We start from the raw sequence: 22,903 nt of genomic DNA on the forward strand, positions 1-22,903 counted from the left end.
GAAACCCAATGCGGAGGCTGTTCCAGTATTACGCGCCAGCGAGTGATTCAGTTGCGACATGATCTTCGGATGATCAATGAGCCAGTAGAACCTTCGGAGCATTCCGAACCGCCTACTGTGTCGACGTTAAACGAGTGGTTCCTGTCCCTGGAGGATGGCCGGCAGGCTGTGCTGCGCGAGGACAAGTGGATGTTCGCGGACAACGCGTTCGAGGCCGGCAAAGCGCTTTCAGCGGCTGAAGTGGCGCGTTTGAACGGTGCCCTGCAGATCAACGTGGATCGGATCAACGACCTGGAGGCTCGCATCGCTGAGCTCGTAGAGGAGCGAGATCTCGCGTTGAGATCCTCACCGACTGGCCAATACCGGCTACTGAGGGATGGTGAACTGGTGGGTGCAGAAGACGAGTTTCTTCATCAGGATGCTCAGGTTTGGAGCGTTAACGGGCCAAAAAGCTCGTGGCTTGGCGCCGTCTTCAACTCCGGCTTTCACATGCCGATGCGCCGTCGTGAGTTGTCTGGGGATCCCTCATGAGCGCCATAATTAGCCCCTGCGGGCTTTACCGGCACCGCCTGGATCGTGAATGTTGCGATCCATTCCCTGGAAGCAAAGTATTTGCCTACTTCGGAGTGAATCCTTCGACGGCTGATGCCAGCAGGGACGATCCCACCGTACGCAAATGGCGTGGCTTTACCCAGCGAAACAATGGACACAAATTTATCGTTGGTAATCTCTTCAGCTACCGGGCGACTGATGTCCGCGAATTGGTTAATGATTCCGGGGATTGTGAGGCTGTCCATTGGGCGCATATTCATCAGATAATCGCCGAGGCTGACATCCTGGTGCCTTGTTGGGGGAATAGCGCGAAAATCCCGCGTGCCAAGCGCCATGCTACGAGCGAGTTGATGCAGGTGCTGCTGGCGTCCGGCAAACCTGTATTGCACTTCGGCACCACTAAATCCGGTGACCCATTGCATCCGCAGATGCTTGGTTACGCCACTCCATTGATTCCATGGGCTTCATGATGAACGAAATCACCAAATTACCTCGAGAGTACGTTGAAGCAATGGCCCTGGGGTTTGTTTCTCTGGCTAAAATACAACCTGCCAGCGCAGAGGGTCGCATGCTGGCGCGTGGATACGAGGTCAAATCCAAGAGACTGATCAAATATCTACAAACCCCAGAGGCAGAGATAGATCTGGAGGATTGCCCATGGCCGAGACTGCTTAAGCCGGCCAAGGTTGGCGGTGGTCGTTTCCAGTCGGGGGTATCGACTCGCTTGGTGGTTGAGGCTGCCCAGCGTCTGTACGAACACGAAGTCACCCCTGAGAAAGAGGCCGAGCGTGTTGCTCGATGCACCGCTTTCGGCGACAGCATCCATCCTCAGGAGGGTTCTCAGGAATCCACCACGGAATGCCAGCCCCTTGATGCCAAGCCACCAGCAGACCAGGCCCAGCCACCCTATAAGCCGGTGAAAGAGATGCGGGCCGCTGATTGGGCAGCCTCCTTGCCTTCAAGTGGCATGTCCGCATCCGATTTGTTGGCCATCCATGAAAACCAGCCTCCGGTACCATCTGGCGACCTCGCTTTCGGCAGGCTCAAAGAGCTGGAGACTTTCGAACGTCGATACATGCTGCTGCATCATGCAGTCGCTGGCGACAAGTTGACCATCTCGATTGACCACGGCGACTACACCCAGTACATCGACTCCGGTGCCGAACTGGATAGCTCGCTGGACAATCCAAAATCGGTTCTGCGAGGCGTTCAGTCATGAGTACATACGCGAGCGCCTATGTGGACGCAATCGCTCCTGAGCACGAGCGTACGTCCTGTGACGACGACAACCTGCACAACGCTGCCTACGGCATGGATGATCATGGTGGCCATGGACGCTGCCGGCGCTGCACGCTCTTGGCTGCCGCCCACAGTGGCCGCGAAGGAACTGAATTTCTGTCAAAGGATAAGGAAAAAGACGATGAGTAATACGATGATCTGCCTACCTCGGATGTGGGCGCAGCGAGCTATCAGTGATTTCGAGTTGCCTGGAGATGCTCAGATCATGGAATCCATTCAGGGCTTGCTCAAAGAGCCTGGTGAACTCGTTGATCCGGAAGTCGTTGCCTGGCTTTACCCGAGCGGGGAGACCCTCGGTAAGGCCGATATGCCTGAAAGCACTGCGGCGATGATGAGCGACCCGACATTTAACGGAAATGTTGAGAAGCTGATTCGCCTGAAGGAATTCCTCAAGCTCCAGGCTCAGATGCAGCAGCTCAGGGTTGAGCTGGAAGCCGAATCGAAAGGCGCGGACACCGTCGCTGAGGATGTTCTGCGTCTCCAGCGTGAAAACACCGAGCTGCGGGCGACTATTGCGAGGCTGACGCCCCCTGTCAGGCATATCTCGCCTGGTAATGGCCCAAGGCTTGGAACGGTTCAGCGGGCGCTGATGAAGTGGATTACCGAAACCGGATACACCTTCATTGGTGGTGGTACGACCGATCATCAACGGTATGGCCTGGGCGGTCGTGATCTGAATGAAATCAAGCGTAGCCTTGACGCGATGATAGAGCGAGGCCTGATAAAGGAGCACAAGCCAGGCTTTTACTCCCTGCCAGACTGGGTTCGTCCTGCGGAGCATGTGTAAATGGCCGAATTGAAATCATGCCCGTTCTGCCTGGTTGAGGACTGAGATATGGAAGAAGCAAAGATCTGGTTGGTGTTTTTGGGCTGCATGGCCTTGCTCATCGGCGCCGCCCTTGCCGTGGTTGCCATTATCGTGGGTTGGTTGCTAGGTATCAGCGACTATTACGAGAAAAAGGCTTTCAGCAGAGCAGTAATCGCCTTTGTTATTCCACCTTACGGGATTCTAAATGGCCTTATGTTCGTGCTCAAAAAACGCTGCAGGCCCGTATGCTGTGGGAATTACGCGTAGCCGGGCCGACCTGATAAAACGATGTCTGATCAAGGAGCAGAAGCCCAGCTTTTACTCTCTGCCAGACTTGGTAAGACCTGAGGAAGAAAATGATGTCAGTAGAATTGAAGGCGTGCCCGTTCTGCCAATGTGCCATGCAGGTTAAATCGAGCTACGGTGCCTACAGGATCGACGGTGATCACGCCGAAACCTGCATTTTCTTCGGTGAAAATGGTGCTTCATCCTGCCGTCCGAGCGAGGAAGAGCTCAATAGGATGGTTGAACGCTGGAACACCCGCGCACCTGATCCACAGGTTCTGTCGGCTCGCGGTAATGTGTCCAATGCACTCAATCTCGTCGGCCAGATCCGCCAAGGCTCCAACATCCCGGCTCAGGAGCTGTGGGATGCCTGCGAATACCTCGACAAGGCGCTCGTGGCCCTGCCGAGGCCGGCGTAACGGCGCCGATAAGGACGAATGATGGGACACAAGTTTTACGCGGTAGTGAAGGGCTTTGAAGTCGGGATCTATGAATCCTGGTGGGGCGGGGCTGCTGAACAGGTCACCGGCTTCCCGAATGCGATCCACCGGCGCTTTACCAACCGGCCTGATGCCGAGAAGTGGTACAAGTGGATGACCAAGCCGTCGCTCTCGCCCAAACGCGAGCTGACTGTCGCCGAGCGTCTAAGGCGCGGTTATGCGGTTATGGTAATGCTGCAACCCACCGGCGCTGGCGCTGAAGCCATGGTTTCTTTGGGCTCAAACTTCTTCGAAGGTGTGTCTGAGCAGGTGGCGGAGGAGCGCGGGCTGGCCCAGTTTTGGTCGGACGAGCATGCCCAGAAGGGCGCACCCGTGGTGCACACCGTATTCCTGGAAGGTCATGACGTGATTTTCTTCGAGGAGGGTGGGTATTCGATGGATAACGTCCCGATGTGCCGGCCTGTTAAGGGGCGCTGGGTTTGTTGAGACATCGGGGGAGTCGTGATTTCTCGCGAATGCGAGGCTGAGAGTTACGTTTGTCGGCTTGCCTTGATTTCTGGATCGGGTAAGCCATATTTCATCGAGCACGAACCTGTGGAGCCCGCCATGTCGAACGCGATGGACAGAAAAGCGCCGCTATACACCATCAAAAAGTCAGGGAAATTCCTCAGGGGATCCTCTTACGCCACGGGATACGGACATTCGTTCTGCTGGACGAATGACCCCGAGAAGGCCCGGCACTATCAGCCGGACAATCCAAAGCGCAGTGATGCTGGCGCCCTGGAGTCGCATCGTCAGTTGACCGGTGGCAAGGTCATTCGACTGAACTGAGCCGCGTTGCGTCGTGGATCTGCGTCACTCTCCATCGGTAACATGGGGAATAGTCGGTAGATGGCTTGTAACAGCTTGCGCCGACGTTTCCTGTGCACCCTGGAGAAAGTCCGCAATGAGTCCTGGCATCGATTACGCCCAAAAATTCCTGGCCGGCGAGCTGACGGCCTTCGAGCGACCAATCGAGGACACCGAGGCTTTCGCCAAACTCTCCCAGGCCTACAGCGAGAGAAACGCCTCGATTGAGTCAGCAGTGATGGAGCTGGCGCATGGCTCGTGCCACGACCTGACTATCGGACTGGCTGATGCGCTGAGTCAGCAGACGGTGCTTGCCATTGTCGATGAAGCGGGGATGCCGGTGCACAGCGCCTTGTACAACAGCACTGCCCAGCTGCTGCTCGATGCCAATGGCGTGCACACCGTAGAAGGGGCGGTGGCGTTCTGGAGCGGGATCACGCGCCAGCAGTGCAGTGCACGGCAAATGGAGGTGGAGCAGGTGTATTTCATCTCCGGGTGCGATGAATCAGCAGCAGAAGTCGCGCTTGAGGATTTCTCGCTGATTGCCGAGTTCATCGAGGAAGAGCTGATGCCGGCAGCCGAGCCCGCTCCGGAAGCTTCAACGCCAGGCATTTCAAAACTACCAACGCGCAAAGTCGATGCCCTGTGGCACTGGGGATCCCTCGATGCCGCCCAGAAGTTTGAGCGGGGCCCGAGCTATGAGGGAAACCTGTTCTCCATGTCGGCCTGCCCGGAAGCTTGGCGACAGATCTGCAGGTTTGGTGGCAAACAGCTTCACGCCAAGGCGGATAGCACCACGCTCCTGGATATGCACTCGATCCTTCATGGGAAAACCAAGGCTGCTAAGGCCCTAAAGCAGGAAATCTCTGACTGGGGTATTGCCCAGGGCCTGCTGGAAGAGAGGGCGATTTTTAAGGTCACCTGGTACGACGACGAGTTGGAGGATCACCTCAGCAGTGACTTCCTCTCTCGAGCTGAAGCGGAGGCGGAGTTGTATGAGGATGAGGAGGGCGGGAGGACGCTGACCGAATCACTCAATTTTGTCGGTACCCGAAGCCTGTTGTCCAAGCATGGCTTCAGGGGACACGAGATCATAGGTGTGGAATTCGCAGTGATTGAATGGGCCCAGGCGAAGTTTCCCGGCGTCCTGGACGGCGTGTATTGGGCTGAAATACATGATCCGGATATCTACAGTGCACCGCGTGCCGGCCTGTTTCCATTCAACTTGGCCAGCCTTACCGAGGCTGAGTTTGTGCCTGATGATGACGAAGCGCTGGAGGGGGTTTCCAAGCCGAAATGGGTCGATTACGGCAGCAAGAATCGCGGGCTAGACGCTCCGTCACCGTAACATTGGACGATTATTGCCGGCCAGCTTGACGATAAATCTCTAGAGGCATACACTCGAATCTACATTCAGATCGGTGTTGCCTCATGTCGTCGAAGCGTTCCTCCTCCAGCGAGCAAAAGCCAGTTTTCACTGGTCGATTGACCCTCAAAGCAGTCAACCAGGCCCTGGCCGACGCCGGCGCCAAAGAGATCCTTGCGCGAGGTAATGGCTACCACTATTTCGCAGAAGGCGGTGCTGCTCGCTGGCCAACCTCGATGGTGTTGAAACCAAGACTCTCCGATTACACGCTGGAGCAATGGGTCATCGTTTGGCGCAACATGCGATCCGACCACGCCCGGAATCTCGAAATGTCCTATTTGGGTGATCCAAGCGGGTTCCGCTCGTACTAAGCCTAAGCTAGTATTCCTGCACTCATCGACCAATACGGAAATAAAAATGTCGACCCACGCCAAGACCCTGCCTCAGCACAAGATCCACAAACCAGCCCCGGCTGACTGTACAGAAGGCTATCTGGCTGGCTGGGAGTATGCCGACTGGTACGTATCCAATGGCGGTGCCTTGCCCGCTGATACTCCGGACAGCTGGCCAGACGAGAAGAACAACGGCTTCTGCGACTACCTCGCTCAGGCGCTGCGCGAAAAGGCGACTGCATAATGGCTGAGAATGTGCGTGAGGCCGGCTATTACTGGATTCTTCCGGAGGGCTCGGAGGAGTGGGTGATTGGCTTCTGGTATGAAGGCCCGGTGGACGCCAGTGGCAGAAAGGGCCAAGGCCACTTCGACTGCTCAAACCACTGGAATTCAGACTTCGCCATCGTTTACTCGACGACCGAAGTAGGGGAGCGGCTGGTGCGCAAGACCTCAAAAAAGGCCAAGGCATGACGACTGCCACCACAATCACCTCGACCGGGGCTGACAAGTCCGCTGCCAGGAGCTTCCTGGACTGCTGCTACGACGAGTCACGTCAAATGCCAAACGCTGACAGCCTGGAGCGGCTTGTGCAGCTTGGCTGGCTGGAGAGGCTGCCCAACGGCTACTTCGCCGAGACGGACACGCTCAAGAATCTCGATCTGTACGCATAAAAAAGCCCCGGAGCTGACTGCTACCGGGGCTTTTACGTCCTGCTGACCTTAACGATCCGGCAGGGTGATGTTCAACTCCAGGATCGAGCAGCTACCCTGGTTCTCAAGCCCAACCTGGACTTGATCGGAGTCGATGTTGACGTACTTGCGGATTACCTCAACCAGTTCCTTTTGCAGGGCTGGCAGGTAGTCCGGGCTGTCACGTTGACCGCGTTCGTGCGCCACAATGATCTGCAGACGCTCTTTCGCTACCGACGCGGTGGCAGTGGTCTTTTTGTTGGTGCGAAAGAAGTCGAAAAGGTTCATGGATCAGTTCCCTCCGAATAGGCGCTCGAAGAAGCCTTTCTTCTGCACATCAAGGAACCGATGCTCCACGGTTTTACCCAGCAGGCGGTCAACGGCATCGCTGTAGGCCTGGCCGGCGTTGCTCTGGTCGTCGAGGATCACTGGAACGCCCTGGTTGGAAGCCTTCAGAACGGCCTGGGATTCCGGGATCACGCCAAGCAGAGCCACCGACAGGATCTCTTTGACGTCTTCGACGCCGAGCATTTCGCCCTTGGTGACACGCTCAGGGTTGTAGCGGGTCAGCAGCAGGTGTTCTTTGATCGGGTCTTCGCCACGTTCGGCGCGACGGGACTTGCTGGCCAGTAGGCCGAGCATGCGGTCGGAGTCACGAACCGAGGACACTTCCGGGTTGGTAACAACAACAGCTTCATCGGCGAAGTACATGGCCAGGTGCGCACCGGTCTCGATGCCGGCAGGGGAGTCGCAGACCACGAACTCGAAGGTCTCTTTAAGCTCCATCAGAACTTTTTCGACGCCTTCTTTGGTCAGGGCTTCCTTGTCACGGGTTTGGCTTGCCGCCAGCACGTACAGGTTGTCCAGGCGCTTGTCTTTGATCAGCGCTTGTTGCAGGTTCGCTTCGCCGTTGACCACGTTAACGAAGTCGTACACCACGCGGCGCTCACAACCCATGATCAGGTCGAGGTTGCGCAGGCCAACGTCGAAGTCGACGATGACGGTTTTGTGGCCGCGCAGAGCGAGCCCGGTACCGATGGCGGCGCTGGTAGTGGTTTTACCAACACCACCTTTGCCGGAAGTAACCACGAGAATCTTGGCCAACGTGTTTTAACCCCTAAGGAATAGGGCTTTTCAGCCCCAAAATTACATCGCTCTGTACGAATGCAGGTGAACAGCCTTGGTGGGCGATCTTCTGAAGTCAGGCTTTACTTCCTGCAAACACTGACTGATTGATGATTTCCGAACAGGTTTAGTCTGTTTTCGTGCGCGTTGAGGATGATTGGAAAGTCGCGTGAGTATCCGTTAAAGCCGGTTGATGTTCAACATCTCTCCGGACAAGCTGATCTGCACGCTTGAGCCCCACAAAGGATCGCGGCGCAGGTCTTCGGCGACCTTGTACTTACCCGCGATGGAGATCAGTTCGGCGGTCAACTGCTGACAGAAAACTCGAGCCTGGGTGTTCCCCTTGTGGCCAGCAAGCGCCCGGCCACGCATAGGCCCGTAAACATGGATGTTGCCGTCAGCCATAAGCTCCGCACCGGGGCTCACGGGGGCAATTACCACCAGGTCGCAGCCTTCGGCATAGATGGTCTGGCCACCGCGCACGGGGGTGGTGATGATCTTGGTTGGCTTAATCGTTGGCTCAGATGGCGCCTCAGGTTTCTGTGGGGCGACAGCTTCTACTGGTTCAACCGGACGCTCGCGGGCGCCGGACGGTGGCAGCACGGGCAGGTCGATGGCGATGGCTGCGGCAATATCTTCGATACGTTTTGCGCGGATTGCCAGGGTACGCAGACCATGTCGGCGGCACAAACGGATCAGGCCCGGCAGATCTACCAGTCCTTCGGTGGGCGGGAGTTTGTCCAGCGCCAGCACCAGCGGCGCGTTGCTGAAGAAATTCGGCGCCTGGGCAACCTTGGCAGCCAGCTGCACGTCGAGGCCTTCAGGGTCGTTACGAGTCAGCTCCAGTGTCGTAATGGCGAGCATGCTGCCCTTCAGCTGGAACACTGGATCGTGGTTTGGCGATTCGTTTTGGCTCATGGTCGGTTCGACTTCATTGAACGGCGAGGAGGGGGATGATCACACGACAAACATTCGACGTAAATTGACTGAATCCTTGACGCTCGATTCCCAGGAACCTATTTTGGCAGATTGTGCGGAAAACCACGAACATCTACACGCCTGAGAAATCCGAGATGCTGACCAAAACGAAAAAGATCCTGGACAAGATATTCGACATCGTTCCGCCAGGTGAACTGGCGTTGCTTACGATTCCAATCGGTGCCGCGATCTTCAGCGAGCCCCCTTGGTACGTTTTCTTCGTGTTCAGCCTTGCCTTGTGGATTTTGTACGGCACCGTCACCTTTCTGCTTGGCCTTTTGTTGCCGGCCAAGTTCCGATTCTCGTTACGCGAGTGCGCCACCAAGCCTCTTTCCAGTTTGCTGGAGCTTCTTGCGCTGAGAATAGCGATGTCCATCTTCGAAACCTATGGGTGCGATGACACCGGCCACCCAGCTGAAACGGGCCCACGCAAGGATTAAGGCGGCAATGTCGAAAAAAGCCCTGGTGGCTCATGATTGAGCCCTGGATTGCGATCATGGTGCTGGTCGTTGGGAGCATTCTGGCTTGTGCCGTATCGCACTTCCATGGGCTTTATCAGCAACGCCAACAGTGTCGCGATTCCTCTGTCCTGGGGCTACGAGAAGGAATGCCAGAAATGAAGCTCTATCAGGAAGGCGACAAAAGCAGGGCCATCTGCGGTCACTGCGAAACAGTGGTCGCAACGACTTTCATGTGCCGGGATGTCCCCTTCAGCGACGGCAAGGGCATCGCCAAAGCGATTTTGGTGGGTGTTTGCGATACCTGTAGCCAAGTCGTCTCGATCCCGGCGCAATCCACGCCCGCGATCCAACAATTACTAAGCCCAGGAGGCCATTTTGAACAACAGATCCAAACCAACGACCTCGGTCGAGTATAAAAAACCCAGCTTTCTCAGCATTGTGCTCAAACAGCCGGCGCTCCCGCTGTTGTTAGGTATCGGCGCCTACATGCTGACTCATGCCTACAGTACAGGCTTGGAAGGCTCCAAAATTCGGGAGCAGGTCGACACCTGGGAGACTCAGGCAGCAGCTCAGACCGAACCATTGTCCATCGAGGTAGTGGCTGCTGATGCAAAGCGCTGCGAAGAGACCATGATGTTGATGGCAAAACGCGGTTTGGAGATCGCAATCGCTGGTGAGCCGGCCACGATGGGGAAAATAGCCAAGGCATGCGAAGGCGGCAAGGCCCAGGTGACGATTCTCAAAGGTGGCAATTGATGTTCAACGTTAAGAAAGCATCTGTCACAGGTCTGATTGCTATGCTGGCGCTGGTCTCTCTGCCGGCGATGGCCAAAGAGACGGTTCTCGGGCTGATCAAGCAGGACGCCCGCCACAGTGGGATGAATGTAGCTTGGGAGCTTGATGTCGACTGGCTGCTTGAGAGTGACCAGGTTAAAGCGCTTGAGGTCGTTCCTGAGGGAGATACGGGCTACCTGGCTGGAAAGGCAATCGACCTGGTGCGAAAGGGCAGCTTCGTCAGCCAGCTTGACCCGAGCGCCCGGCCTGTCGTGTTTGAGTGCCCAACGTTTACTGTGGTTGTCACCACGGCGGCGGCAGGCAAGTCGCTCAAGAAAAACTGTACTCAGGTCAGCAACCTGTAGTTGCAAGTAAAGCCCTAGAAGCATACAATCATCACACAAATGCCCCGCGCCCACAGAATGGCTGGCGCTACTATGCTTAGGTTATGCTGCCTGAAAGGGAATTCAAAAGGATGGGCCGGATGAAGAAGATGAGTGATTTTACCAGGTTGCGGATCGGCAATATCGAACAGACGATTGAGCAGTGCAAAGACCAGGACACCCGGCTTAAATCCTTTGCATTCCTTGGTGCCTACTACATGGCGTCTGACTGCTATCACTTCATGGTGAGGAACAAGCCAGAAGAAACTGAGGCCATCGAGAAACTGCATTCGGTGTACAAAGCAGCTGAAAAGTTGCCATTCAGTAATGAATTTAAGTTTACGCCCGATACCCTCAAAGAGACCCTCAAGGAAACCGTGAATCTAAGGGACACGGTCAGCGATTTTGCCTACAAGTTCGCGTATCGCAAGCTTGAGGATTTTGTGGCCTGGGCCAAAATCAACAAGCGAGGCCCAGAGGTTATCAAGCAGTACGCCGATCACCTCAAGGGCTTCAACAAGGATCGCACGCAGAATCAGAGTGAGCCGACAGGCCCTTCGATGTAGCTGTCCGGAAGGGCTGTAGCCTCTCGTACGACCAATTTAAATTGTTGCTTATCGTTAAGGATGACCATGTCTACCAATCCAGTTACCGAGATGGACGCTATCCAACGCAGGGATGCAGCGCTCGCACTCGCTTTCGAGCACGGCCTTACCGATGGTCTTCACCACAAAACCTGGTTGCTCGATCAGATGTGCCAGATCCTGCTCGGTGATGAGTACCAGGAGTGGGTCGCGAAGATCGAGACCAATGAGAATGGGGAGCGCACGCGTAAGTGGGAACAGGGGCTTGTCCCTTGAGCCCGGTGTCCTCCGATCCCACCAAGTGGAAACCGATTGATGCCACCCGCGCTGTGCGCTCGGTTAAGGCCGGCGCAACGGTGTGGAAGCTTTTCACGCCGTTCTTCTCTGGCGGGGCCACTTATGCCCATGGGCTGAAGACTGCCCGTGGCACCTGCTATGTGGTTAGCAACTGGGTGATGTCGTCGGTAGAGGCTGCCCAGGCTGAAATGGCAAAACAGGCGCCCGTTGTCAGAACAACCGAAACACAGAGCCCGGAGCTCTAGGAGAATCATGGCAAGCGTATATTCGATCAGCTGTCCCGAACTGATGCTCAACCTCCGTGTAGGCACGTACAGGTTGTGGAGAGGCAAGGATGCAGGCGTAGACCGTATGGACATCCTTGAGGAGTTCCTGCGCGTTATCCAGGGCAATGCACTGGTGTACCACAGCGAGTGCGATTCAACGCCTTCGATGCTGGATGATGTCTACCTTGAAGAATTCGAGATGGGCCGGGATTATCGGAACAACCCAGTGGTGCCTTCGAACGAAGACGCAGACTAAGCCTCTTGCCGAGAGCAACAGGAGATGATGTTGGACACGCTTTTTTGGATTTCTCTCTGGTCGGTTGTTGCCGGAGTCTGCTGCTTAGCCATTTGGCTGGCCATGAACGCCTGGGAAAAAAGGCGTATCAAGCGGGCGATGATTCACCTGAAAGGGATGAACCGAGGTCTCATGGATAGCCCAGACTGGTTTAAACAGAGATGGCAGCATGACGCCGGGGAGGGCACGCGGCGAGCGTTAGCGATATCCGGCCAAATCGAAGAGTTCGCCGGTGTTAAATCAATCGGGAGACTTTCCTAATGGCCACAAAAACTAAGCCTCTCGCACAGATGACTCCATCGGAGATTGCCGAGATGGAAAAGGACTTTCGCGACTGGGTGGACAGCCATCCGGCGCCAGGGTCATTTGAAGCGGCAATTGAACATCTGTGCCAGCAGCATTTTGCTGAACCGCAGCAGATGGAAATCCAGATTTCGTCAGCGGTGATGAACGTCCAGTCGAAGGAATGGATCGTTGAAGGCGTTTTCGAGAGTCAGGAGCAGTTCATTGGCTCGCCGGCTGACCTGGGTCTTACCCCGCCCGCGTCACGATGTAAGTCTTGGGCCCTGAATTCGGCCCGCTGGAGGCAAATATAGTGATTTATAACCGGTTATAGCCTCATCAAGCTATAACCCCCTATACATGGCTATATTTCGCTATCTTTCGCTATACATCGATATCAAATCCAGCATCGCTGATGAGCAAAATTGACTTGCGTATAAAGCCCTAGAGGCATACAATCTCTCCATTCCCTGCAGACCGCAGGAACCACTTGGAGAGCGTCATGACACCGAAGTCATTCGAGATTCTTTACCACCGCGAAGGCGCCAACTGGGATTGCGAAGTCCACACCTGCGACAAAGCCGTGCGCGACGGCGATGGCTACGATGAAGTCAAAGCTCGTTTCCTGGAAGAGAATCCTGACGTGACTGTTTGGTCGATTGATGAAGTCGAGGCTGCCTGATGCCATTCGGAATTTTTGAGCCGGCCTCCACGCCGCCAGTCTTAGTCGAAGTCTATACCGGCTACCCGCGCTCAGTTGACGTACTGGGGCTGACCAAGCAGGGCGAGCAGATCGTTGTCGTCTACTGCCAAACCGATGATGAACCGGATCTGTACGGCTGGCGGACGACCTGTCGCAATGCCTGGGACGTGACTGACGAAATCGTTGGTTGGATGTCCCTGCCTGCGCGTATCGTGCGCGGCGGCGAGATGGATGACTCCACCAGGGTTGAGCAATCGAAGCAGCTCCAACAGCTCATAGCTTCACTCACAGAGGCGCGGGATAAGATCATCCTCCCGTTGATGCGCGATCTCCGGAGTTACGCTCCCGAGCAGCTCGAAGAACTCCTCCACGGGCTCTCGGCAGGTTTTCTCTTCTCGGAAACACGTTCGACGTTGTCCAGATGCTCCTCGCCATATTCGAGCCTCATGCACCTACCGGATTGGCTGAGGCAGGAATGCCGGGACGAAATCCGCAAGCATGGCTGGCCGAATGAGGGCAGGGTGGCATTCGTTAAAAATCAGGCCAAAGAGTTCGGATACCGCTACGACTTCGCCACAAACGGCTTTATGTACGTCGGCCCCGAGCCTGAGCCAGTCACCGATCCGCGCAAGACCATCAGCGAAACGGGTTCCAAGTCGTGAACCTCCCTGACTGGGTGAGGGCGGAGTGCCGTAAAGAAATCAACAAGCCCACCCCCTCGATGGCGGATCGGGTCTCCCGCGTGAGGGAAGCCGCCTACAGGTGCGGCTACCTCTACGACTATGAGGAAAAGGCTTACGTGTACGTCGGCCCAGAGCCTGAGCCCATCTCAGATCCTCGACGGGCCAAATAACCGTTATGCTTAGCGATCAACAACCCCAGGACGGAAAGATGAGCAACCAATCCCCAGCAACCGCACTCGCAGCCCTGAAAATGGCTACTCTCGCGATAGAGGAAGTTATTTCCTGTGGCGGGCTTCCTGCTGGTGATGAAGAAGCTGACATCGGCGGCGAGGCTCAGGTTGAATCCGTGCTGGCGCTCGCAAAGCAATACGCGGGTAAGAGGGTATCCGAAGAGGCTCTGGTGGCAGCCATCGATGCGATGTCTCCACTGTTCCCAGCACTGGCAGTAAGCTGGAAATAACTGATAAGGAATCGAACATGCCGTACACCGAACTTAAAGACTACCCAGCCGGCACCCGGATCAGTATCGGGGAGCGCTTCTTCGTGCGGGCAAATTACAGCACCTTCTGGACGGAGGAGCACGAGATCCCTGGGAACTGTAACTCCAGGCCCTCGGCAAGCCTCCAGAACTTGGAAATCTCTTTGAACACCCGGCATATCGTTGTGCTTGGTGATCTTGTTGACCGGCACGACCCTGACCTCGAACAGACCCAAAGCGAAAGGAATCCAGCATGAGCATGCTCGCAAGATTGAAGTCGCTGTTTCGGCGCCAGCCGGCTGCGGTAGATCGTCAGTACGAACCCTACGCCAGCGTGATCGAATCGGCGTTGTCCAAGCGTGGCCAGCCGGGCAATATGGCTCAAGACCCTGTGTACCGGGTGCCGGTGTATGTGGTGCGCATGTGCGAAGCTTTGGCTACAAAGATCGGCGAAGCGGGTAACGCCAAGGTCGGCGTCCAGGATGTGCTCAACATCGAGCGAACCGCCTGCGGCCACGTCGATTACTTCAACAAGTTCGCCATGCGTTGTGCGCAGCTGGCCCGGTAATTTGTGCCTTTGGGGTTGCAAATAAAGCCCTAGAGGCATACACTCGGATGCATATGAACAAGGATGCTGAGCGATGAACCTACCACCCAATGCTGTCGAAGTATCTCGTGAAGCGCTTCAAGCAACCGCGCACATCATGGGAGCGCAATCTGCGGCAGCTCTTGCACTGAGCGATGCAATGGCTCGCGAAAACGCAGGGGAGGCTGTCGCCTTTTACAAGGCTGGCAACACCATCCTTGTAGGCCCTGCGCGTGCTGCTGAGCCGGTCAAGACGGTTACCAACGAAATGCTGGTCAAGGCCGGCTTTGTTGAGGGAGCTCCATCCGACCTGGCCACAGGCTGCGCGTTCGTGAAGCGTACTGTCGTTGGTGAAATGCCTTATCTGAACGAGCACGTGGCCGGCGACCTGGACGTCACTGAGCTCAGCATTGTTGTGCTGACCATTTCGGATGACCGTGAAGTGTCCTTCCGGATCTACTCGGCTCACATGAACCCTGAAACCCGCACGATGCTCGGCGCCCTTTACAGCGAAGGCCCGGTCTCCATCGACAGCGAAGAAGGCCTGGGCATTATTCGAGACGCGGGTGTGGTGCTCCAGTGAACGGCAAAGAAGCCAAAGCCATTGCGCAGATCCTCGCGGTCAACGTTGCCGACGATGACTTCTGCCAGGGGATGTTCAAGATCGATGATCGGATCGAGGAGCACTACCTCGAAATGAGGGAGGTGGTGGGCGACCTGCGTAAGGTTAATGCACACTACCACCGCCAGATGCGCGATCAGCATGGGCCTGACTGGGAGTCGACAGCGACTGAAGCTGAGAAGGCTGCCGGGCTTGAGGTGAGTCGCAAGCTGATCTACGGCGAGAGCTATGATCCCAGCTTGTTCAGCGAGGAGGGCGCCCGATGAACGCGCAAGATTGCGACAGCATTGGTTACGTCCTGGCTGAGCACGAAGCCTCCGAGTCCGTGCGTAAGCAGTTCTACACTCTGGATCCGCGTATCGAAGGCGAATACGAGGCCTACAGGAAGGTCTTCGACCGTGATAACCAGGTTATGGCTGCTCATGAGCGCCGGCTGGTCGAACGCTTTGGGCCCGATTGGTGTATCAAAAAGGCGTGTACCCCCGAGATTCAGCGTGAATCCATGGAAGAGGCGCGTAAAGAAGTTTACGGCGAGGACTACAGTCCTTCGCTTTTTCGATAGCATCATACCAACGTCGTTGTTAGTGCTGGTAAAGTGAAAAGTGCGGGTCTTCCGCCTTCACAGATTAAAGGGAAGAGGTAGCAAATGGGCGGAAATGCACTGGCTCCGTATGGCGCCAAGAGAGTATCGAAAGAAGTGGCGGGGTCGATGCTTCAAGGCCTGCAAAGCAATCTTGCCCTGTTGTCGGCGGCGCACGGCATCACTGCTCGATGCGAACCGATCCGTGCCTATCGGGATAAACCAGACTTTGGTGATCTCGATGTCCTTGTCGAAAATACGCTGTTCAAGGTCTTGCCGTCCGAGAAGATCGTTGCGGCACTTCAAGGTTTTTACGATGCGGAAATCCCGTGGATCAAGAACGGCCCGGTATTGAGCATCGGTCTGCCGTTGGAAGAGGGCGGGTGCCTTCAAGCTGACCTCATCAGCACTCCAGCTGTATCGTTCGACTTCTCTGCAGGATATTTTGCGTGGAACGACCTGGGTAACCTGGTTGGCCGTGTAGCTCACAAGCTGGGTGTTAAGCTTGGTCATGATGGTCTCTGGCTGCCAATGCGCGATGGGACAAATCTGTTTGATGAGATCCTGATCACCCATGACTTTGAGGAGGCAATCGGCTTTTTGGGCTTCGACTCCGAGGCCTGGGCGCGAGGTTTCGATTCGCTGGATCAGATCTACGCGTTTGTGGTTGAAGGCAGCCGCTTCAATGCTGATATCTACAAGCTGGAAAACAGGAACCACACCGCCAGGGTGCGAGATCGTAAGCGTCCTGTGTACATGGGATTCCTCCAGTGGGTTGAGCAAAAATCGAATCTCAATGCCTTCGAGTGGAACGCTGACAAATCCGTTTACCTGAAAGATATCTTCGCTGCGTTCCCTGAGACCGAAAAGCTGCACAAAGCCAGCCTGGAACGACTCGCGAAAACGCAGGCCATGAAGGGTCGGTTCAATGGTCAGATCGTGTCTGATCTCACAGGACTGTCTGGCAAGGATCTGGGGCATTTCATGGGTCGGTTTAAAACAGACCATGCCGCCCTGCTGGGAAGCCTGGAAACAGTGTCTGACGCCGAGCTGGCAGCTGCCATCAAAACTGCATTCCAAGATGGCGACTTCAAACAATCGCCCAAAATTGATGACTCGCCGTCACCGTGATTGGGTTGCGAGTACCGGGGCGAAGGCTAAACACCTTCGCCATGTTGGATAAGGTGGCAGGAACATGAGCAACGAAGAAAAGCAGAAACAACTCAAGGCAGATATCGACGCCTTCATCCAGAAACACCTTGCGAAGCTCTGCGGAGAGATCCTGCATTGGCGCAAGAGAGGCTTACTGCCAAAAGACAGTGCGTTTGCTGTCCTCGCTGAAATGCACAGCCAGACGCTGCCTGAGGACGCCAGGCATGATGATTCGTTCCAGATGATAGAGCTACTGGTCACGCTCGCGGCCTTAGAAGCTGCAGCTGCGACAAAACCCAATGAACCGGAACAGCCGAGGGGCATGTGACACACCATTTTGACATCGACGAAGGATTCGTTCTGATCCTGGAAGAGATATCCGGCGAGGGAATGCCCTCCGACGTGACGACGGCCCTGATCGGCTGTCGCGATCAACTGACCGAGCTGGCTGAAGCCTGCCGGCAAACGGATGCGTACCTCGGTGCAGTGGGGGAGGTTGAGGCTGCCCGTGCTGAGATCGCGGACGAGTGGGAGCCGAAAGACCACCTGTACCGTGCCTGGATGATGCTCCTGGAGCATTTCGCTGGGTCGTCTGGTGACAAGCATCAGGCAGTTGTGCGGCGATACGTTCCGATGGTGGCCGGCTTTCTGCCTGCGTAACCACCGTCAAAATGAAAATGGCGCCTACCCGGCGCCATTTTTAGTTCTGAGCATCAGCCCCAGTTGTATTCTTCTTCAATTTTCATGATACCTCCTTGGGTTTGATCTCGATAAGTCCAGGCCATTGCTCGTCAGCACGGGGCTTTGACGGGATATCTGCAAACACAATGTCCCCCTCAAAAGTGAATGCTGGGCCTTCCGGGTACTCCCCAGCAGGCGCAATTTCGATTGGCCCTGTAAATGGTTTCAGCGGGTATGTTGGGGAAGGGGTTGCGGGCTCGCAATCATCAGGGTCGGCACGTCGAAGCGTCTTCATCACCTGCTCGAATTCTTCCTGACCTGGATGACCTTCAGGGCCATACCTTCTCAGGGGCCCCTGAGTCACACCTTTGATTATGAGCTCCCCGATTGGTGCAGGGTCGATGGCGCTCGAAACAGCAGGATCACCGCTGCTCATACAGCATCCATCAGCACGGGGAATACGAATCCAGGGCATCCTCAAAGGCCTTGGCACGCTTCAGCCGTGTTTCTTCGTCAGGGCCGTGCAGAAGGACTTCCTCGGCCCGCTTTGTGGCCGCCCCCGTGATGAATTGCGTACGGTTCACGCCTTCAAGGTCGGCGGCGATGTCGATCAGGCGAACTTTGTCCGGATGGACGCGCATGTTGATCGGGACTTGCGTGTTTTCAGGGGGCATCGGTACTTCTCGAAGAGGCTGGTTTTACGGTCGCTGGTCGTAAGGGCGCAGGGCGTCGACCTGATCGCCGACCTCGTCCGGAGTTTTTCCATTGAGCATCTGGATGTACTCCTTCTGAGCGTCCTCGACCTTCTGACCCTTGTAGATCCGGCGCTGGAAGTAGCTGTTCAGCCAGGCCATGTCCTGACGAAGCTTCTCGCCCTCATTCGGGGTCAGCGTTTGGTAGAGCGAGTTGAGCGAGGTATTGAGCGCTTCATCCGTTGTGGCATCGATGGTGGGGCCTTTAGAGCAGGCAGCCAGGAATACCAGAGAACCGAACAGAACAGACTTCACAAGCGGGCGCATGGATCACCGAAAGCGTTAGTTTTTTACAAATCTGGGTGTCAATATATACCGTTCATCAGTGCCAACATAGAGCGTCAATTGCTCATTTGGTTCCAACCTCGATGCTGGAGTGTTTATGTCCCGTTCTTTTTTCCGCAAAGGTCTCTTGGCTTGCTCTATCGGCATGCTGTTCACTGGTAACGCTATGGCTGCTGCGACAAGTTCCGGCCCGGCGACTCCGTTGGCGCCAGCAGCCCAGGTGAGCCAGCTCCCCAATGCCGACAAGATCATCAAGACCATGGAGGCCATCCAGACCCAGATCAAGATCGTCAGCATTATCAACTCACCATCACCTGATCTGTATACGCTGAAGCTGGAGGATGGGAGCGAGGTCTACGCAACCAAGGACGGAAACTTCATCGTGGCCGGTCAGCTGTGGTGGGGCGTCGGTGGAAAAGCTGAGAACCTAACAGAGCTGGCCCAGAAGAAAGTTTCGCTGGAAAAGCTGGCCAGCGTGAAAGAAAGCGACATGATCATCTACCCGGCTGAGAAGAAGAAAACCGTCATCACGGTGTTCACTGACGTGGACTGCCCTTACTGCCAGGTACTGCACAAAGACGTGCCGAAGCTGAACGCAGCAGGCATCGAAATCCGCTACCTGGCCTACCCGCGCATGGGGCTCAATACCGAGACCTACAAGAAGATGGAGCAGGTCTGGTGCTCCAAAGATCGCCGCCAAGCGCTGGACATCGCCAAGTCCTCTGATTTGACTGCAACCGACACCTGCGAGAACCCTGTTGCCGACCAGTACCACCTCGCCGGGAAGATGGGTATCCGAGGTACGCCGACAATCTTCCTGGAAAACGGTGAAAGGGTTGGCGGTTACGCGCCACCTGAGCGACTGATCAAGATGGCGCTCGACGCACAAGCTAAGTAAGTCGACAGATCTGCAGGCTCTCCAGGGCCTGCAGTTCGCTGCACATAACAATAAGAATTGAGTGTCCGGCATGCGTACCCGAAATAAATTTATCCTATCAGTCATTCTGACCCCGTTATTGATTTATCCGATTGACTCACTTGAAAAGGCTGGAATGCTCATAGTGCTGGTTTTGGCGGGAACTTTCGGGTCTAACATGCAATTCCGACGCCTTCGTGTAACTCGCAAGGTTAATCAAAAGTATTCACAGATGGGCGATACATACAGGAGGCGAATTATCGATGCTGTTATTGAAGGCGCCAGCATCGATGACTTCTCGATTGAGGATGGATGGTTGAAGATGGGCGACGGCCCTACAGCCAAATACTCAATGCCTGATGGAAGCTGGGAAAGCATCCATTTATAGGCTGTCGGGCATCTCGAATACATAATTTTGGAGTAAGCGATGAGTATCGAATTTCTGATCATTGGAGCGATTTTTGTTTACGGGTTCGCTTACCTGTTAATAATGCATCCAATGGTTATTGAGGGCATAGTCGTATTCTTTGGAGTTGCTTCATCTGGTGCGAGATCTCTTATAAGAGAGAGAAGGTTAAACGAATCAGAGTAACTCTTGATGTTGACAAGAAGTATTCCGAGATGAGTGAGTCGCAAAGGCAAAGAATCGTTAATTCGGTGATGGATGGCGCCAGCATTGATGACTTCTCACTCGAAGATGGGTGGCTTAAGCGCGGGCATGGCGACAAGGCTAGGTATTCGAAGCCTGGTGGTAACTGGGGATACAAGCACAACTACCTGGATACTCATCCCCTCTACGCCAAAGAGAACCACATCCTCCAAAAAGACTTCGCGAAATTCAATTTGTCCGACGCTGAGACCCATGAACTGTGCTCGCTGATGTACTTCAACTGGGTGATCATGGGTATGGACGAATCCAACGAGGAGCTCCTGGTGTCGCTTACCAGGCGTGGAGAGCACGTCTTTAAGCGCTACAGACGGTTGACCATCGAACACGCGGAGTGAGCCTGCTCCGCGTGTCTGTTACGGAAGGTACCGCTACTTCAACGTGCTCCAGAGGGAGGCTTTGAGTTTATCGACCATAGCGTTGGAGTAGTCATAGGGTATCGACTGGACTGCTGCAACTCTCCAAAATGCGGCGCCAAACTGAGAGACTTGGACATTCACACGGGCATTCTCGCTAGAGATCATAGTGCCCGAGGCTTCCCAGAATTGGCGTCCGTCTCTTTCAAAAATGCGTCCACCGTCCGAGAAGCTCATATTTGCGGCGGTTCCTTTCTGGAAGGCCTGCGCATATTCACTCAATGAGTAGCCTGGGAATTCTTCCATGGCCAGAACCACCACAGCATAACCAACAGCCTCGGTGAACACATAAGTCGAAACACCACTTTTCCCTGGCTGCGTGGTCAGTTTCCACCTGGAATCAATCTTAATGCTTCTAAGGGTTTTTGGATTCTCCCAGGAATAGTCTTTCTGAGCAGAGATTAGCCGCTTCTCGCGTTCAGCATTTTTCTCAACTTGATTGAGCGCAGCCATAAACCCGAAGAGGCAAATGAACGCTAATCCGAAAGCGATTTTTCGTATCCAGTTTGGCGACTTTGATCGAACAGTGTAGCCCGATGCTTCGTCGTAACTTGCTTCCTGCCCCTTACCAAGTCTTGATGATTGTACTGACATTGTAACGAGGTTTATAAGCGGCAGCCCTAATGCAAACCCTTTGACCCAAACGAATAAATTTCGAACAAAATAGTCCATGAAGCCTAGGCGTTTCCCGTCTACTGTTCTTACTTTAATTCCGAGCAGGGCTTTGCCGGGTGTATTGCCAAGCACCCGATACAGAATTGCGTCTAAAATGAGCGCGAACGGCATGCAGATGATTCCGTACATCTGGCTGGCACCAGTAGAATTTATCCACCCTACAAACGGAGCTGAGTAACGACTTAAAAAGAAAGCCGAGACCATTACGACTAGAAGTGTTTCCCACCACACATCGAATATACGTGCAAAAAATCGAGCCCAACGATTTGTCATTGGGTAATCTAAGTCGTTGACTGCTTGTTTTGACGGAAACGGTGGTGGTATCACTGCCAACAATGAGCGCAACTCATCTACTTCATCTATGTGTTGCCAGGCATCCATTCCCTCGCGCCACACCATGGTTTTAACTCCAATAGTCCCTGCCTGGATCAGCTTTTTAAGTTCACTGACTTCAACGGGGCCTTTTTTCTTGTCCTTTGTTACATACCACCATGCGCTCATTGTTATTCCTTTGTATTATTCGATAGTTGTGCGTGACAGGGTCTTAAGATCATATTTTTGAGCGATGTGTAAATTAATCAAAAATAGCAACGTGGATTTCAGCATAAAATTTCTGTTTTGTCATTTGACAAGATGGTGCGGTTCGCATCCAAAACGGTCTCGAAGGGAGCCGAGATTTGCATCCAAAAGCAGGCGCTTCGCGAAGAGGCGACTCCCCGAATGATTCGAGGCTGGCTGCGTTTGTGGTGTGTGACTAGGGCCATTGATAAGCTGTCAATTGACGATAATTGTTTGTCGGGTATACTGTTTCTATACCTGATACACGGAATCAACCATGCAAACGCCACAGTCCAAACACTTGGCCGGCCTTGAGCTGGCCATTGAAGCGCTTCGAGCCCAGAGTGCTGTGCTCAATGCAGGTGCCCTGCAAATCCTGAGGGCTTTGCGCGAGCAGGCCATTGTTGAATCGAACGTGCCGGGTCGCGACTCGTACTAAAACCCCTATGCCAGGATGGTCAAGATGCTCATACAAACCAAGGTGGTCACCCAGATCATCGTCAGCGGCGCCCGGACGGACAAGCAAGGCTTTCTCCCGATAACGCTGATGCTGGAGGATGTTGAAGCGAACGCGGGCAGGATCTCGATCACCCACGACGGTGAGACCTGGAACGGGTACTGGGGAAGCATGGGCTGCAACAGCATCGCCCAGTTTTTCGTGAACGAGAGTGCGTCCTACCTGTCGGGTAACCTGGGTGCGCCACCCTATGGTGAGTACGACCTGAAGGGCACCCGCAAGTATGCGGTAGAGGTACTCAAGGAACGTAAGGCTCAGCGTGAGATCGATCATGCGACACGGATGCGCCTGCAAGTCGCCGTCAGCGCCGGTATGCACGATCCTATGGCTGAGCACGAGCTGATGACAGAGGTCTTCGGCCCAGACTGGCCCCAGTTCTGCAAGCAGAAGCCGACTGATCGGTATCTGCATTTCATGGAGCTGATCAAAGTTGTCCAGAGTGCTCTGCGTCAGCATCTGAACCTTACTCCAACCGTCTACAACGCTGCCTGAAGGGGCGTGAAGGTG

At 54.9% G+C, this 22,903-nt stretch carries 46 protein-coding genes; 39 read left to right on the plus strand and 7 right to left on the minus strand.

The features are described from left to right. The first annotated feature begins 69 nt into the window (after nt 1-69). The 14 genes from DKB71_RS36930 to DKB71_RS36995 all read left to right on the plus strand — a co-directional run bounded on the left by DKB71_RS36930 (nt 70) and on the right by DKB71_RS36995 (nt 6,662). Nucleotides 70-531, plus strand: coding sequence for a hypothetical protein (locus DKB71_RS36930; RefSeq protein ID WP_408601571.1), 462 nt, complete (start codon nt 70-72; stop codon nt 529-531). Further along, nucleotides 528-1,022, plus strand: a complete 495-nt coding sequence (locus DKB71_RS36935) for a DUF1643 domain-containing protein (protein WP_408601572.1) — start codon at nt 528-530, stop codon at nt 1,020-1,022. The genes DKB71_RS36930 and DKB71_RS36935 overlap by 4 nt, the downstream gene beginning before the upstream one ends. Further along, entirely contained in the window at nt 1,022-1,771 is a 750-nt protein-coding gene (locus DKB71_RS36940; RefSeq protein WP_408601573.1) for a hypothetical protein, read from the plus strand. Before DKB71_RS36935 ends, DKB71_RS36940 begins: the two co-directional genes overlap by 1 nt. Continuing rightward, on the plus strand, nt 1,768-1,980 hold the full coding sequence (locus DKB71_RS36945; protein WP_408601574.1) for a hypothetical protein: 213 nt from the start codon (nt 1,768-1,770) through the stop codon (nt 1,978-1,980). Before DKB71_RS36940 ends, DKB71_RS36945 begins: the two co-directional genes overlap by 4 nt. Beyond that, on the plus strand, nt 1,973-2,638 hold the full coding sequence (locus tag DKB71_RS36950) for a hypothetical protein (RefSeq protein ID WP_408601575.1): 666 nt from the start codon (nt 1,973-1,975) through the stop codon (nt 2,636-2,638). Before DKB71_RS36945 ends, DKB71_RS36950 begins: the two co-directional genes overlap by 8 nt. A 48-nt stretch (nt 2,639-2,686) precedes the next feature. After that, nucleotides 2,687-2,926, plus strand: a complete 240-nt coding sequence (locus DKB71_RS36955; protein ID WP_408601576.1) for a hypothetical protein — start codon at nt 2,687-2,689, stop codon at nt 2,924-2,926. Between the two features lie 92 nt (nt 2,927-3,018). Further along, nucleotides 3,019-3,363 (plus strand): hypothetical protein, encoded by a 345-nt coding sequence (locus tag DKB71_RS36960; RefSeq protein ID WP_408601577.1) that lies wholly within the window; start codon nt 3,019-3,021, stop codon nt 3,361-3,363. Between the two features lie 21 nt (nt 3,364-3,384). Beyond that, nucleotides 3,385-3,870, plus strand: a complete 486-nt coding sequence (locus DKB71_RS36965) for an RNase H1/viroplasmin domain-containing protein (RefSeq protein ID WP_408601578.1) — start codon at nt 3,385-3,387, stop codon at nt 3,868-3,870. Between the two features lie 120 nt (nt 3,871-3,990). Then, nucleotides 3,991-4,215: a hypothetical protein gene (locus DKB71_RS36970; RefSeq protein WP_408601579.1), complete on the plus strand. Its 225-nt coding sequence runs from the start codon at nt 3,991-3,993 to the stop codon at nt 4,213-4,215. Between the two features lie 115 nt (nt 4,216-4,330). Continuing rightward, nucleotides 4,331-5,581: a hypothetical protein gene (locus DKB71_RS36975; RefSeq protein ID WP_408601580.1), complete on the plus strand. Its 1,251-nt coding sequence runs from the start codon at nt 4,331-4,333 to the stop codon at nt 5,579-5,581. An 83-nt stretch (nt 5,582-5,664) separates the two neighbouring features. After that, nucleotides 5,665-5,970 (plus strand): hypothetical protein, encoded by a 306-nt coding sequence (locus DKB71_RS36980; RefSeq protein ID WP_408601582.1) that lies wholly within the window; start codon nt 5,665-5,667, stop codon nt 5,968-5,970. 46 nt (nt 5,971-6,016) lie between these two features. Next, entirely contained in the window at nt 6,017-6,235 is a 219-nt protein-coding gene (locus DKB71_RS36985; protein WP_408601583.1) for a hypothetical protein, read from the plus strand. Further along, nucleotides 6,235-6,462, plus strand: a complete 228-nt coding sequence (locus tag DKB71_RS36990; RefSeq protein ID WP_408601584.1) for a hypothetical protein — start codon at nt 6,235-6,237, stop codon at nt 6,460-6,462. The genes DKB71_RS36985 and DKB71_RS36990 overlap by 1 nt, the downstream gene beginning before the upstream one ends. Next, nucleotides 6,459-6,662: a hypothetical protein gene (locus DKB71_RS36995; RefSeq protein WP_408601585.1), complete on the plus strand. Its 204-nt coding sequence runs from the start codon at nt 6,459-6,461 to the stop codon at nt 6,660-6,662. Before DKB71_RS36990 ends, DKB71_RS36995 begins: the two co-directional genes overlap by 4 nt. Nucleotides 6,663-6,710: 48 nt before the next feature. Here DKB71_RS36995 and minE read toward each other — a convergent pair whose 3' ends face one another. From minE to minC, 3 genes are all read right to left on the minus strand, one after another. Continuing rightward, the gene (gene minE, locus DKB71_RS37000) at nt 6,711-6,968 is read right to left on the minus strand and encodes a cell division topological specificity factor MinE (protein ID WP_408601586.1); all 258 of its coding nucleotides are present in this window, start codon (nt 6,966-6,968) and stop codon (nt 6,711-6,713) included. A 3-nt stretch (nt 6,969-6,971) separates the two neighbouring features. Continuing rightward, nucleotides 6,972-7,784, minus strand: a complete 813-nt coding sequence (gene minD, locus DKB71_RS37005) for a septum site-determining protein MinD (RefSeq protein WP_408601587.1) — start codon at nt 7,782-7,784, stop codon at nt 6,972-6,974. 201 nt (nt 7,785-7,985) lie between these two features. Continuing rightward, nucleotides 7,986-8,723, minus strand: a complete 738-nt coding sequence (minC, locus tag DKB71_RS37010) for a septum site-determining protein MinC (protein ID WP_408601588.1) — start codon at nt 8,721-8,723, stop codon at nt 7,986-7,988. 155 nt (nt 8,724-8,878) lie between these two features. Here minC and DKB71_RS37015 point away from each other — a divergent pair, with 155 nt between their 5' ends. The 20 genes from DKB71_RS37015 to DKB71_RS37110 all read left to right on the plus strand — a co-directional run bounded on the left by DKB71_RS37015 (nt 8,879) and on the right by DKB71_RS37110 (nt 17,589). Next, a complete protein-coding gene (locus tag DKB71_RS37015; RefSeq protein ID WP_408601590.1) occupies nt 8,879-9,223 on the plus strand; it encodes a hypothetical protein in 345 nt (114 codons plus the stop codon). A 32-nt stretch (nt 9,224-9,255) separates the two neighbouring features. Next, nucleotides 9,256-9,660, plus strand: coding sequence for a hypothetical protein (locus tag DKB71_RS37020; RefSeq protein ID WP_408601591.1), 405 nt, complete (start codon nt 9,256-9,258; stop codon nt 9,658-9,660). Beyond that, nucleotides 9,620-10,000: a hypothetical protein gene (locus tag DKB71_RS37025; protein ID WP_408601592.1), complete on the plus strand. Its 381-nt coding sequence runs from the start codon at nt 9,620-9,622 to the stop codon at nt 9,998-10,000. The genes DKB71_RS37020 and DKB71_RS37025 overlap by 41 nt, the downstream gene beginning before the upstream one ends. Further along, nucleotides 10,000-10,383, plus strand: coding sequence for a hypothetical protein (locus DKB71_RS37030; RefSeq protein ID WP_408601593.1), 384 nt, complete (start codon nt 10,000-10,002; stop codon nt 10,381-10,383). The genes DKB71_RS37025 and DKB71_RS37030 overlap by 1 nt, the downstream gene beginning before the upstream one ends. Before the next feature lie 119 nt (nt 10,384-10,502). Then, nucleotides 10,503-10,967, plus strand: a complete 465-nt coding sequence (locus DKB71_RS37035) for a hypothetical protein (RefSeq protein ID WP_408601594.1) — start codon at nt 10,503-10,505, stop codon at nt 10,965-10,967. Nucleotides 10,968-11,033: 66 nt separating this feature from the next. Then, nucleotides 11,034-11,261, plus strand: coding sequence for a hypothetical protein (locus DKB71_RS37040; protein ID WP_408601595.1), 228 nt, complete (start codon nt 11,034-11,036; stop codon nt 11,259-11,261). Continuing rightward, nucleotides 11,258-11,527: a hypothetical protein gene (locus DKB71_RS37045; RefSeq protein WP_408601596.1), complete on the plus strand. Its 270-nt coding sequence runs from the start codon at nt 11,258-11,260 to the stop codon at nt 11,525-11,527. The genes DKB71_RS37040 and DKB71_RS37045 overlap by 4 nt, the downstream gene beginning before the upstream one ends. Before the next feature lie 106 nt (nt 11,528-11,633). Then, the gene (locus tag DKB71_RS37050; RefSeq protein WP_408601597.1) at nt 11,634-11,804 is read left to right on the plus strand and encodes a hypothetical protein; all 171 of its coding nucleotides are present in this window, start codon (nt 11,634-11,636) and stop codon (nt 11,802-11,804) included. Between the two features lie 299 nt (nt 11,805-12,103). Continuing rightward, the gene (locus DKB71_RS37055; RefSeq protein WP_408601598.1) at nt 12,104-12,439 is read left to right on the plus strand and encodes a hypothetical protein; all 336 of its coding nucleotides are present in this window, start codon (nt 12,104-12,106) and stop codon (nt 12,437-12,439) included. A gap of 188 nt (nt 12,440-12,627) precedes the next feature. Further along, the gene (locus DKB71_RS37060) at nt 12,628-12,807 is read left to right on the plus strand and encodes a hypothetical protein (RefSeq protein ID WP_408601599.1); all 180 of its coding nucleotides are present in this window, start codon (nt 12,628-12,630) and stop codon (nt 12,805-12,807) included. Beyond that, a complete protein-coding gene (locus DKB71_RS37065) occupies nt 12,807-13,490 on the plus strand; it encodes a hypothetical protein (protein WP_408601600.1) in 684 nt (227 codons plus the stop codon). Before DKB71_RS37060 ends, DKB71_RS37065 begins: the two co-directional genes overlap by 1 nt. Before the next feature lie 229 nt (nt 13,491-13,719). Next, nucleotides 13,720-13,971 (plus strand): hypothetical protein, encoded by a 252-nt coding sequence (locus DKB71_RS37070; RefSeq protein ID WP_408601601.1) that lies wholly within the window; start codon nt 13,720-13,722, stop codon nt 13,969-13,971. 17 nt (nt 13,972-13,988) lie between these two features. After that, on the plus strand, nt 13,989-14,246 hold the full coding sequence (locus DKB71_RS37075; protein WP_408601602.1) for a hypothetical protein: 258 nt from the start codon (nt 13,989-13,991) through the stop codon (nt 14,244-14,246). Then, nucleotides 14,243-14,557 (plus strand): hypothetical protein, encoded by a 315-nt coding sequence (locus DKB71_RS37080; protein WP_408601603.1) that lies wholly within the window; start codon nt 14,243-14,245, stop codon nt 14,555-14,557. The genes DKB71_RS37075 and DKB71_RS37080 overlap by 4 nt, the downstream gene beginning before the upstream one ends. Before the next feature lie 73 nt (nt 14,558-14,630). After that, entirely contained in the window at nt 14,631-15,158 is a 528-nt protein-coding gene (locus DKB71_RS37085; RefSeq protein WP_408601604.1) for a hypothetical protein, read from the plus strand. Beyond that, complete coding sequence (locus DKB71_RS37090) at nt 15,155-15,463, plus strand: hypothetical protein (protein ID WP_408601605.1); 309 nt, start codon at nt 15,155-15,157, stop codon at nt 15,461-15,463. Before DKB71_RS37085 ends, DKB71_RS37090 begins: the two co-directional genes overlap by 4 nt. Further along, a complete protein-coding gene (locus DKB71_RS37095) occupies nt 15,460-15,759 on the plus strand; it encodes a hypothetical protein (protein WP_408601606.1) in 300 nt (99 codons plus the stop codon). The genes DKB71_RS37090 and DKB71_RS37095 overlap by 4 nt, the downstream gene beginning before the upstream one ends. 84 nt (nt 15,760-15,843) lie before the next feature. Beyond that, nucleotides 15,844-16,908, plus strand: a complete 1,065-nt coding sequence (locus DKB71_RS37100; protein WP_408601607.1) for a hypothetical protein — start codon at nt 15,844-15,846, stop codon at nt 16,906-16,908. 64 nt (nt 16,909-16,972) lie between these two features. Further along, nucleotides 16,973-17,257 (plus strand): hypothetical protein, encoded by a 285-nt coding sequence (locus DKB71_RS37105; RefSeq protein WP_408601608.1) that lies wholly within the window; start codon nt 16,973-16,975, stop codon nt 17,255-17,257. Then, nucleotides 17,254-17,589 carry a hypothetical protein gene (locus tag DKB71_RS37110; RefSeq protein WP_408601609.1) on the plus strand — a complete coding sequence of 112 codons (336 nt, stop codon included), beginning with the start codon at nt 17,254-17,256 and terminating at the stop codon, nt 17,587-17,589. The genes DKB71_RS37105 and DKB71_RS37110 overlap by 4 nt, the downstream gene beginning before the upstream one ends. An 82-nt stretch (nt 17,590-17,671) precedes the next feature. On the opposite strand, the gene DKB71_RS37115 is transcribed toward DKB71_RS37110, so the two are convergent. From DKB71_RS37115 to DKB71_RS37125, 3 genes are read right to left on the minus strand one after another with little or no spacing between them, the layout of a single operon-like run. After that, on the minus strand, nt 17,672-18,046 hold the full coding sequence (locus DKB71_RS37115; protein WP_408601610.1) for a hypothetical protein: 375 nt from the start codon (nt 18,044-18,046) through the stop codon (nt 17,672-17,674). A gap of 10 nt (nt 18,047-18,056) precedes the next feature. Beyond that, nucleotides 18,057-18,284 carry a DUF1778 domain-containing protein gene (locus DKB71_RS37120; RefSeq protein WP_408601611.1) on the minus strand — a complete coding sequence of 76 codons (228 nt, stop codon included), beginning with the start codon at nt 18,282-18,284 and terminating at the stop codon, nt 18,057-18,059. A gap of 24 nt (nt 18,285-18,308) precedes the next feature. Further along, nucleotides 18,309-18,617, minus strand: coding sequence for a hypothetical protein (locus DKB71_RS37125; protein ID WP_408601612.1), 309 nt, complete (start codon nt 18,615-18,617; stop codon nt 18,309-18,311). Between the two features lie 127 nt (nt 18,618-18,744). Between DKB71_RS37125 and DKB71_RS37130 the strand changes: the two genes are divergently transcribed. The 3 genes from DKB71_RS37130 to DKB71_RS37140 all read left to right on the plus strand — a co-directional run bounded on the left by DKB71_RS37130 (nt 18,745) and on the right by DKB71_RS37140 (nt 20,568). Beyond that, the gene (locus tag DKB71_RS37130; protein WP_408602311.1) at nt 18,745-19,545 is read left to right on the plus strand and encodes a DsbC family protein; all 801 of its coding nucleotides are present in this window, start codon (nt 18,745-18,747) and stop codon (nt 19,543-19,545) included. Nucleotides 19,546-19,615: 70 nt separating this feature from the next. Next, entirely contained in the window at nt 19,616-19,951 is a 336-nt protein-coding gene (locus DKB71_RS37135; protein WP_408601613.1) for a hypothetical protein, read from the plus strand. Nucleotides 19,952-20,184: 233 nt separating this feature from the next. Next, nucleotides 20,185-20,568 carry a hypothetical protein gene (locus tag DKB71_RS37140; protein ID WP_408601614.1) on the plus strand — a complete coding sequence of 128 codons (384 nt, stop codon included), beginning with the start codon at nt 20,185-20,187 and terminating at the stop codon, nt 20,566-20,568. A 33-nt stretch (nt 20,569-20,601) separates the two neighbouring features. Here DKB71_RS37140 and DKB71_RS37145 read toward each other — a convergent pair whose 3' ends face one another. After that, on the minus strand, nt 20,602-21,822 hold the full coding sequence (locus DKB71_RS37145; protein ID WP_408601615.1) for a GYF domain-containing protein: 1,221 nt from the start codon (nt 21,820-21,822) through the stop codon (nt 20,602-20,604). A gap of 334 nt (nt 21,823-22,156) precedes the next feature. On the opposite strand from DKB71_RS37145, the gene DKB71_RS37150 reads away from it, so the two are divergent. Continuing rightward, nucleotides 22,157-22,318 carry a hypothetical protein gene (locus DKB71_RS37150; RefSeq protein ID WP_408601616.1) on the plus strand — a complete coding sequence of 54 codons (162 nt, stop codon included), beginning with the start codon at nt 22,157-22,159 and terminating at the stop codon, nt 22,316-22,318. A gap of 24 nt (nt 22,319-22,342) precedes the next feature. Then, nucleotides 22,343-22,888 carry a hypothetical protein gene (locus tag DKB71_RS37155; RefSeq protein ID WP_408601617.1) on the plus strand — a complete coding sequence of 182 codons (546 nt, stop codon included), beginning with the start codon at nt 22,343-22,345 and terminating at the stop codon, nt 22,886-22,888. The last annotated feature ends 15 nt before the right edge of the window (nt 22,889-22,903 follow it).

It is taken from the genome of Pseudomonas sp. PLMAX (assembly GCF_046042685.1).
GTDB lineage: Bacteria > Pseudomonadota > Gammaproteobacteria > Pseudomonadales > Pseudomonadaceae > Aquipseudomonas > Aquipseudomonas putida_AE.

Coding starts and splice junctions, on each gene's coding strand:
- DKB71_RS36930 (WP_408601571.1), top strand. CDS start 70: ATGATCAATGAGCCAGTAGAACCTTCGGAGCATTCCGAACCGCCTACT.
- DKB71_RS36935 (WP_408601572.1), top strand. CDS start 528: ATGAGCGCCATAATTAGCCCCTGCGGGCTTTACCGGCACCGCCTGGAT.
- DKB71_RS36940 (WP_408601573.1), top strand. CDS start 1,022: ATGAACGAAATCACCAAATTACCTCGAGAGTACGTTGAAGCAATGGCC.
- DKB71_RS36945 (WP_408601574.1), top strand. CDS start 1,768: ATGAGTACATACGCGAGCGCCTATGTGGACGCAATCGCTCCTGAGCAC.
- DKB71_RS36950 (WP_408601575.1), top strand. CDS start 1,973: ATGAGTAATACGATGATCTGCCTACCTCGGATGTGGGCGCAGCGAGCT.
- DKB71_RS36955 (WP_408601576.1), top strand. CDS start 2,687: ATGGAAGAAGCAAAGATCTGGTTGGTGTTTTTGGGCTGCATGGCCTTG.
- DKB71_RS36960 (WP_408601577.1), top strand. CDS start 3,019: ATGTCAGTAGAATTGAAGGCGTGCCCGTTCTGCCAATGTGCCATGCAG.
- DKB71_RS36965 (WP_408601578.1), top strand. CDS start 3,385: ATGGGACACAAGTTTTACGCGGTAGTGAAGGGCTTTGAAGTCGGGATC.
- DKB71_RS36970 (WP_408601579.1), top strand. CDS start 3,991: ATGTCGAACGCGATGGACAGAAAAGCGCCGCTATACACCATCAAAAAG.
- DKB71_RS36975 (WP_408601580.1), top strand. CDS start 4,331: ATGAGTCCTGGCATCGATTACGCCCAAAAATTCCTGGCCGGCGAGCTG.
- DKB71_RS36980 (WP_408601582.1), top strand. CDS start 5,665: ATGTCGTCGAAGCGTTCCTCCTCCAGCGAGCAAAAGCCAGTTTTCACT.
- DKB71_RS36985 (WP_408601583.1), top strand. CDS start 6,017: ATGTCGACCCACGCCAAGACCCTGCCTCAGCACAAGATCCACAAACCA.
- DKB71_RS36990 (WP_408601584.1), top strand. CDS start 6,235: ATGGCTGAGAATGTGCGTGAGGCCGGCTATTACTGGATTCTTCCGGAG.
- DKB71_RS36995 (WP_408601585.1), top strand. CDS start 6,459: ATGACGACTGCCACCACAATCACCTCGACCGGGGCTGACAAGTCCGCT.
- minE (WP_408601586.1), bottom strand. CDS start 6,968: ATGAACCTTTTCGACTTCTTTCGCACCAACAAAAAGACCACTGCCACC.
- minC (WP_408601588.1), bottom strand. CDS start 8,723: ATGAGCCAAAACGAATCGCCAAACCACGATCCAGTGTTCCAGCTGAAG.
- DKB71_RS37015 (WP_408601590.1), top strand. CDS start 8,879: ATGCTGACCAAAACGAAAAAGATCCTGGACAAGATATTCGACATCGTT.
- DKB71_RS37020 (WP_408601591.1), top strand. CDS start 9,256: ATGATTGAGCCCTGGATTGCGATCATGGTGCTGGTCGTTGGGAGCATT.
- DKB71_RS37030 (WP_408601593.1), top strand. CDS start 10,000: ATGTTCAACGTTAAGAAAGCATCTGTCACAGGTCTGATTGCTATGCTG.
- DKB71_RS37035 (WP_408601594.1), top strand. CDS start 10,503: ATGAAGAAGATGAGTGATTTTACCAGGTTGCGGATCGGCAATATCGAA.
- DKB71_RS37040 (WP_408601595.1), top strand. CDS start 11,034: ATGTCTACCAATCCAGTTACCGAGATGGACGCTATCCAACGCAGGGAT.
- DKB71_RS37050 (WP_408601597.1), top strand. CDS start 11,634: ATGGACATCCTTGAGGAGTTCCTGCGCGTTATCCAGGGCAATGCACTG.
- DKB71_RS37055 (WP_408601598.1), top strand. CDS start 12,104: ATGGCCACAAAAACTAAGCCTCTCGCACAGATGACTCCATCGGAGATT.
- DKB71_RS37060 (WP_408601599.1), top strand. CDS start 12,628: ATGACACCGAAGTCATTCGAGATTCTTTACCACCGCGAAGGCGCCAAC.
- DKB71_RS37065 (WP_408601600.1), top strand. CDS start 12,807: ATGCCATTCGGAATTTTTGAGCCGGCCTCCACGCCGCCAGTCTTAGTC.
- DKB71_RS37070 (WP_408601601.1), top strand. CDS start 13,720: ATGAGCAACCAATCCCCAGCAACCGCACTCGCAGCCCTGAAAATGGCT.
- DKB71_RS37075 (WP_408601602.1), top strand. CDS start 13,989: ATGCCGTACACCGAACTTAAAGACTACCCAGCCGGCACCCGGATCAGT.
- DKB71_RS37080 (WP_408601603.1), top strand. CDS start 14,243: ATGAGCATGCTCGCAAGATTGAAGTCGCTGTTTCGGCGCCAGCCGGCT.
- DKB71_RS37085 (WP_408601604.1), top strand. CDS start 14,631: ATGAACCTACCACCCAATGCTGTCGAAGTATCTCGTGAAGCGCTTCAA.
- DKB71_RS37095 (WP_408601606.1), top strand. CDS start 15,460: ATGAACGCGCAAGATTGCGACAGCATTGGTTACGTCCTGGCTGAGCAC.
- DKB71_RS37100 (WP_408601607.1), top strand. CDS start 15,844: ATGGGCGGAAATGCACTGGCTCCGTATGGCGCCAAGAGAGTATCGAAA.
- DKB71_RS37105 (WP_408601608.1), top strand. CDS start 16,973: ATGAGCAACGAAGAAAAGCAGAAACAACTCAAGGCAGATATCGACGCC.
- DKB71_RS37115 (WP_408601610.1), bottom strand. CDS start 18,046: ATGAGCAGCGGTGATCCTGCTGTTTCGAGCGCCATCGACCCTGCACCA.
- DKB71_RS37120 (WP_408601611.1), bottom strand. CDS start 18,284: ATGCCCCCTGAAAACACGCAAGTCCCGATCAACATGCGCGTCCATCCG.
- DKB71_RS37130 (WP_408602311.1), top strand. CDS start 18,745: ATGTCCCGTTCTTTTTTCCGCAAAGGTCTCTTGGCTTGCTCTATCGGC.
- DKB71_RS37135 (WP_408601613.1), top strand. CDS start 19,616: ATGCGTACCCGAAATAAATTTATCCTATCAGTCATTCTGACCCCGTTA.
- DKB71_RS37140 (WP_408601614.1), top strand. CDS start 20,185: ATGAGTGAGTCGCAAAGGCAAAGAATCGTTAATTCGGTGATGGATGGC.
- DKB71_RS37145 (WP_408601615.1), bottom strand. CDS start 21,822: ATGAGCGCATGGTGGTATGTAACAAAGGACAAGAAAAAAGGCCCCGTT.
- DKB71_RS37150 (WP_408601616.1), top strand. CDS start 22,157: ATGCAAACGCCACAGTCCAAACACTTGGCCGGCCTTGAGCTGGCCATT.
- DKB71_RS37155 (WP_408601617.1), top strand. CDS start 22,343: ATGCTCATACAAACCAAGGTGGTCACCCAGATCATCGTCAGCGGCGCC.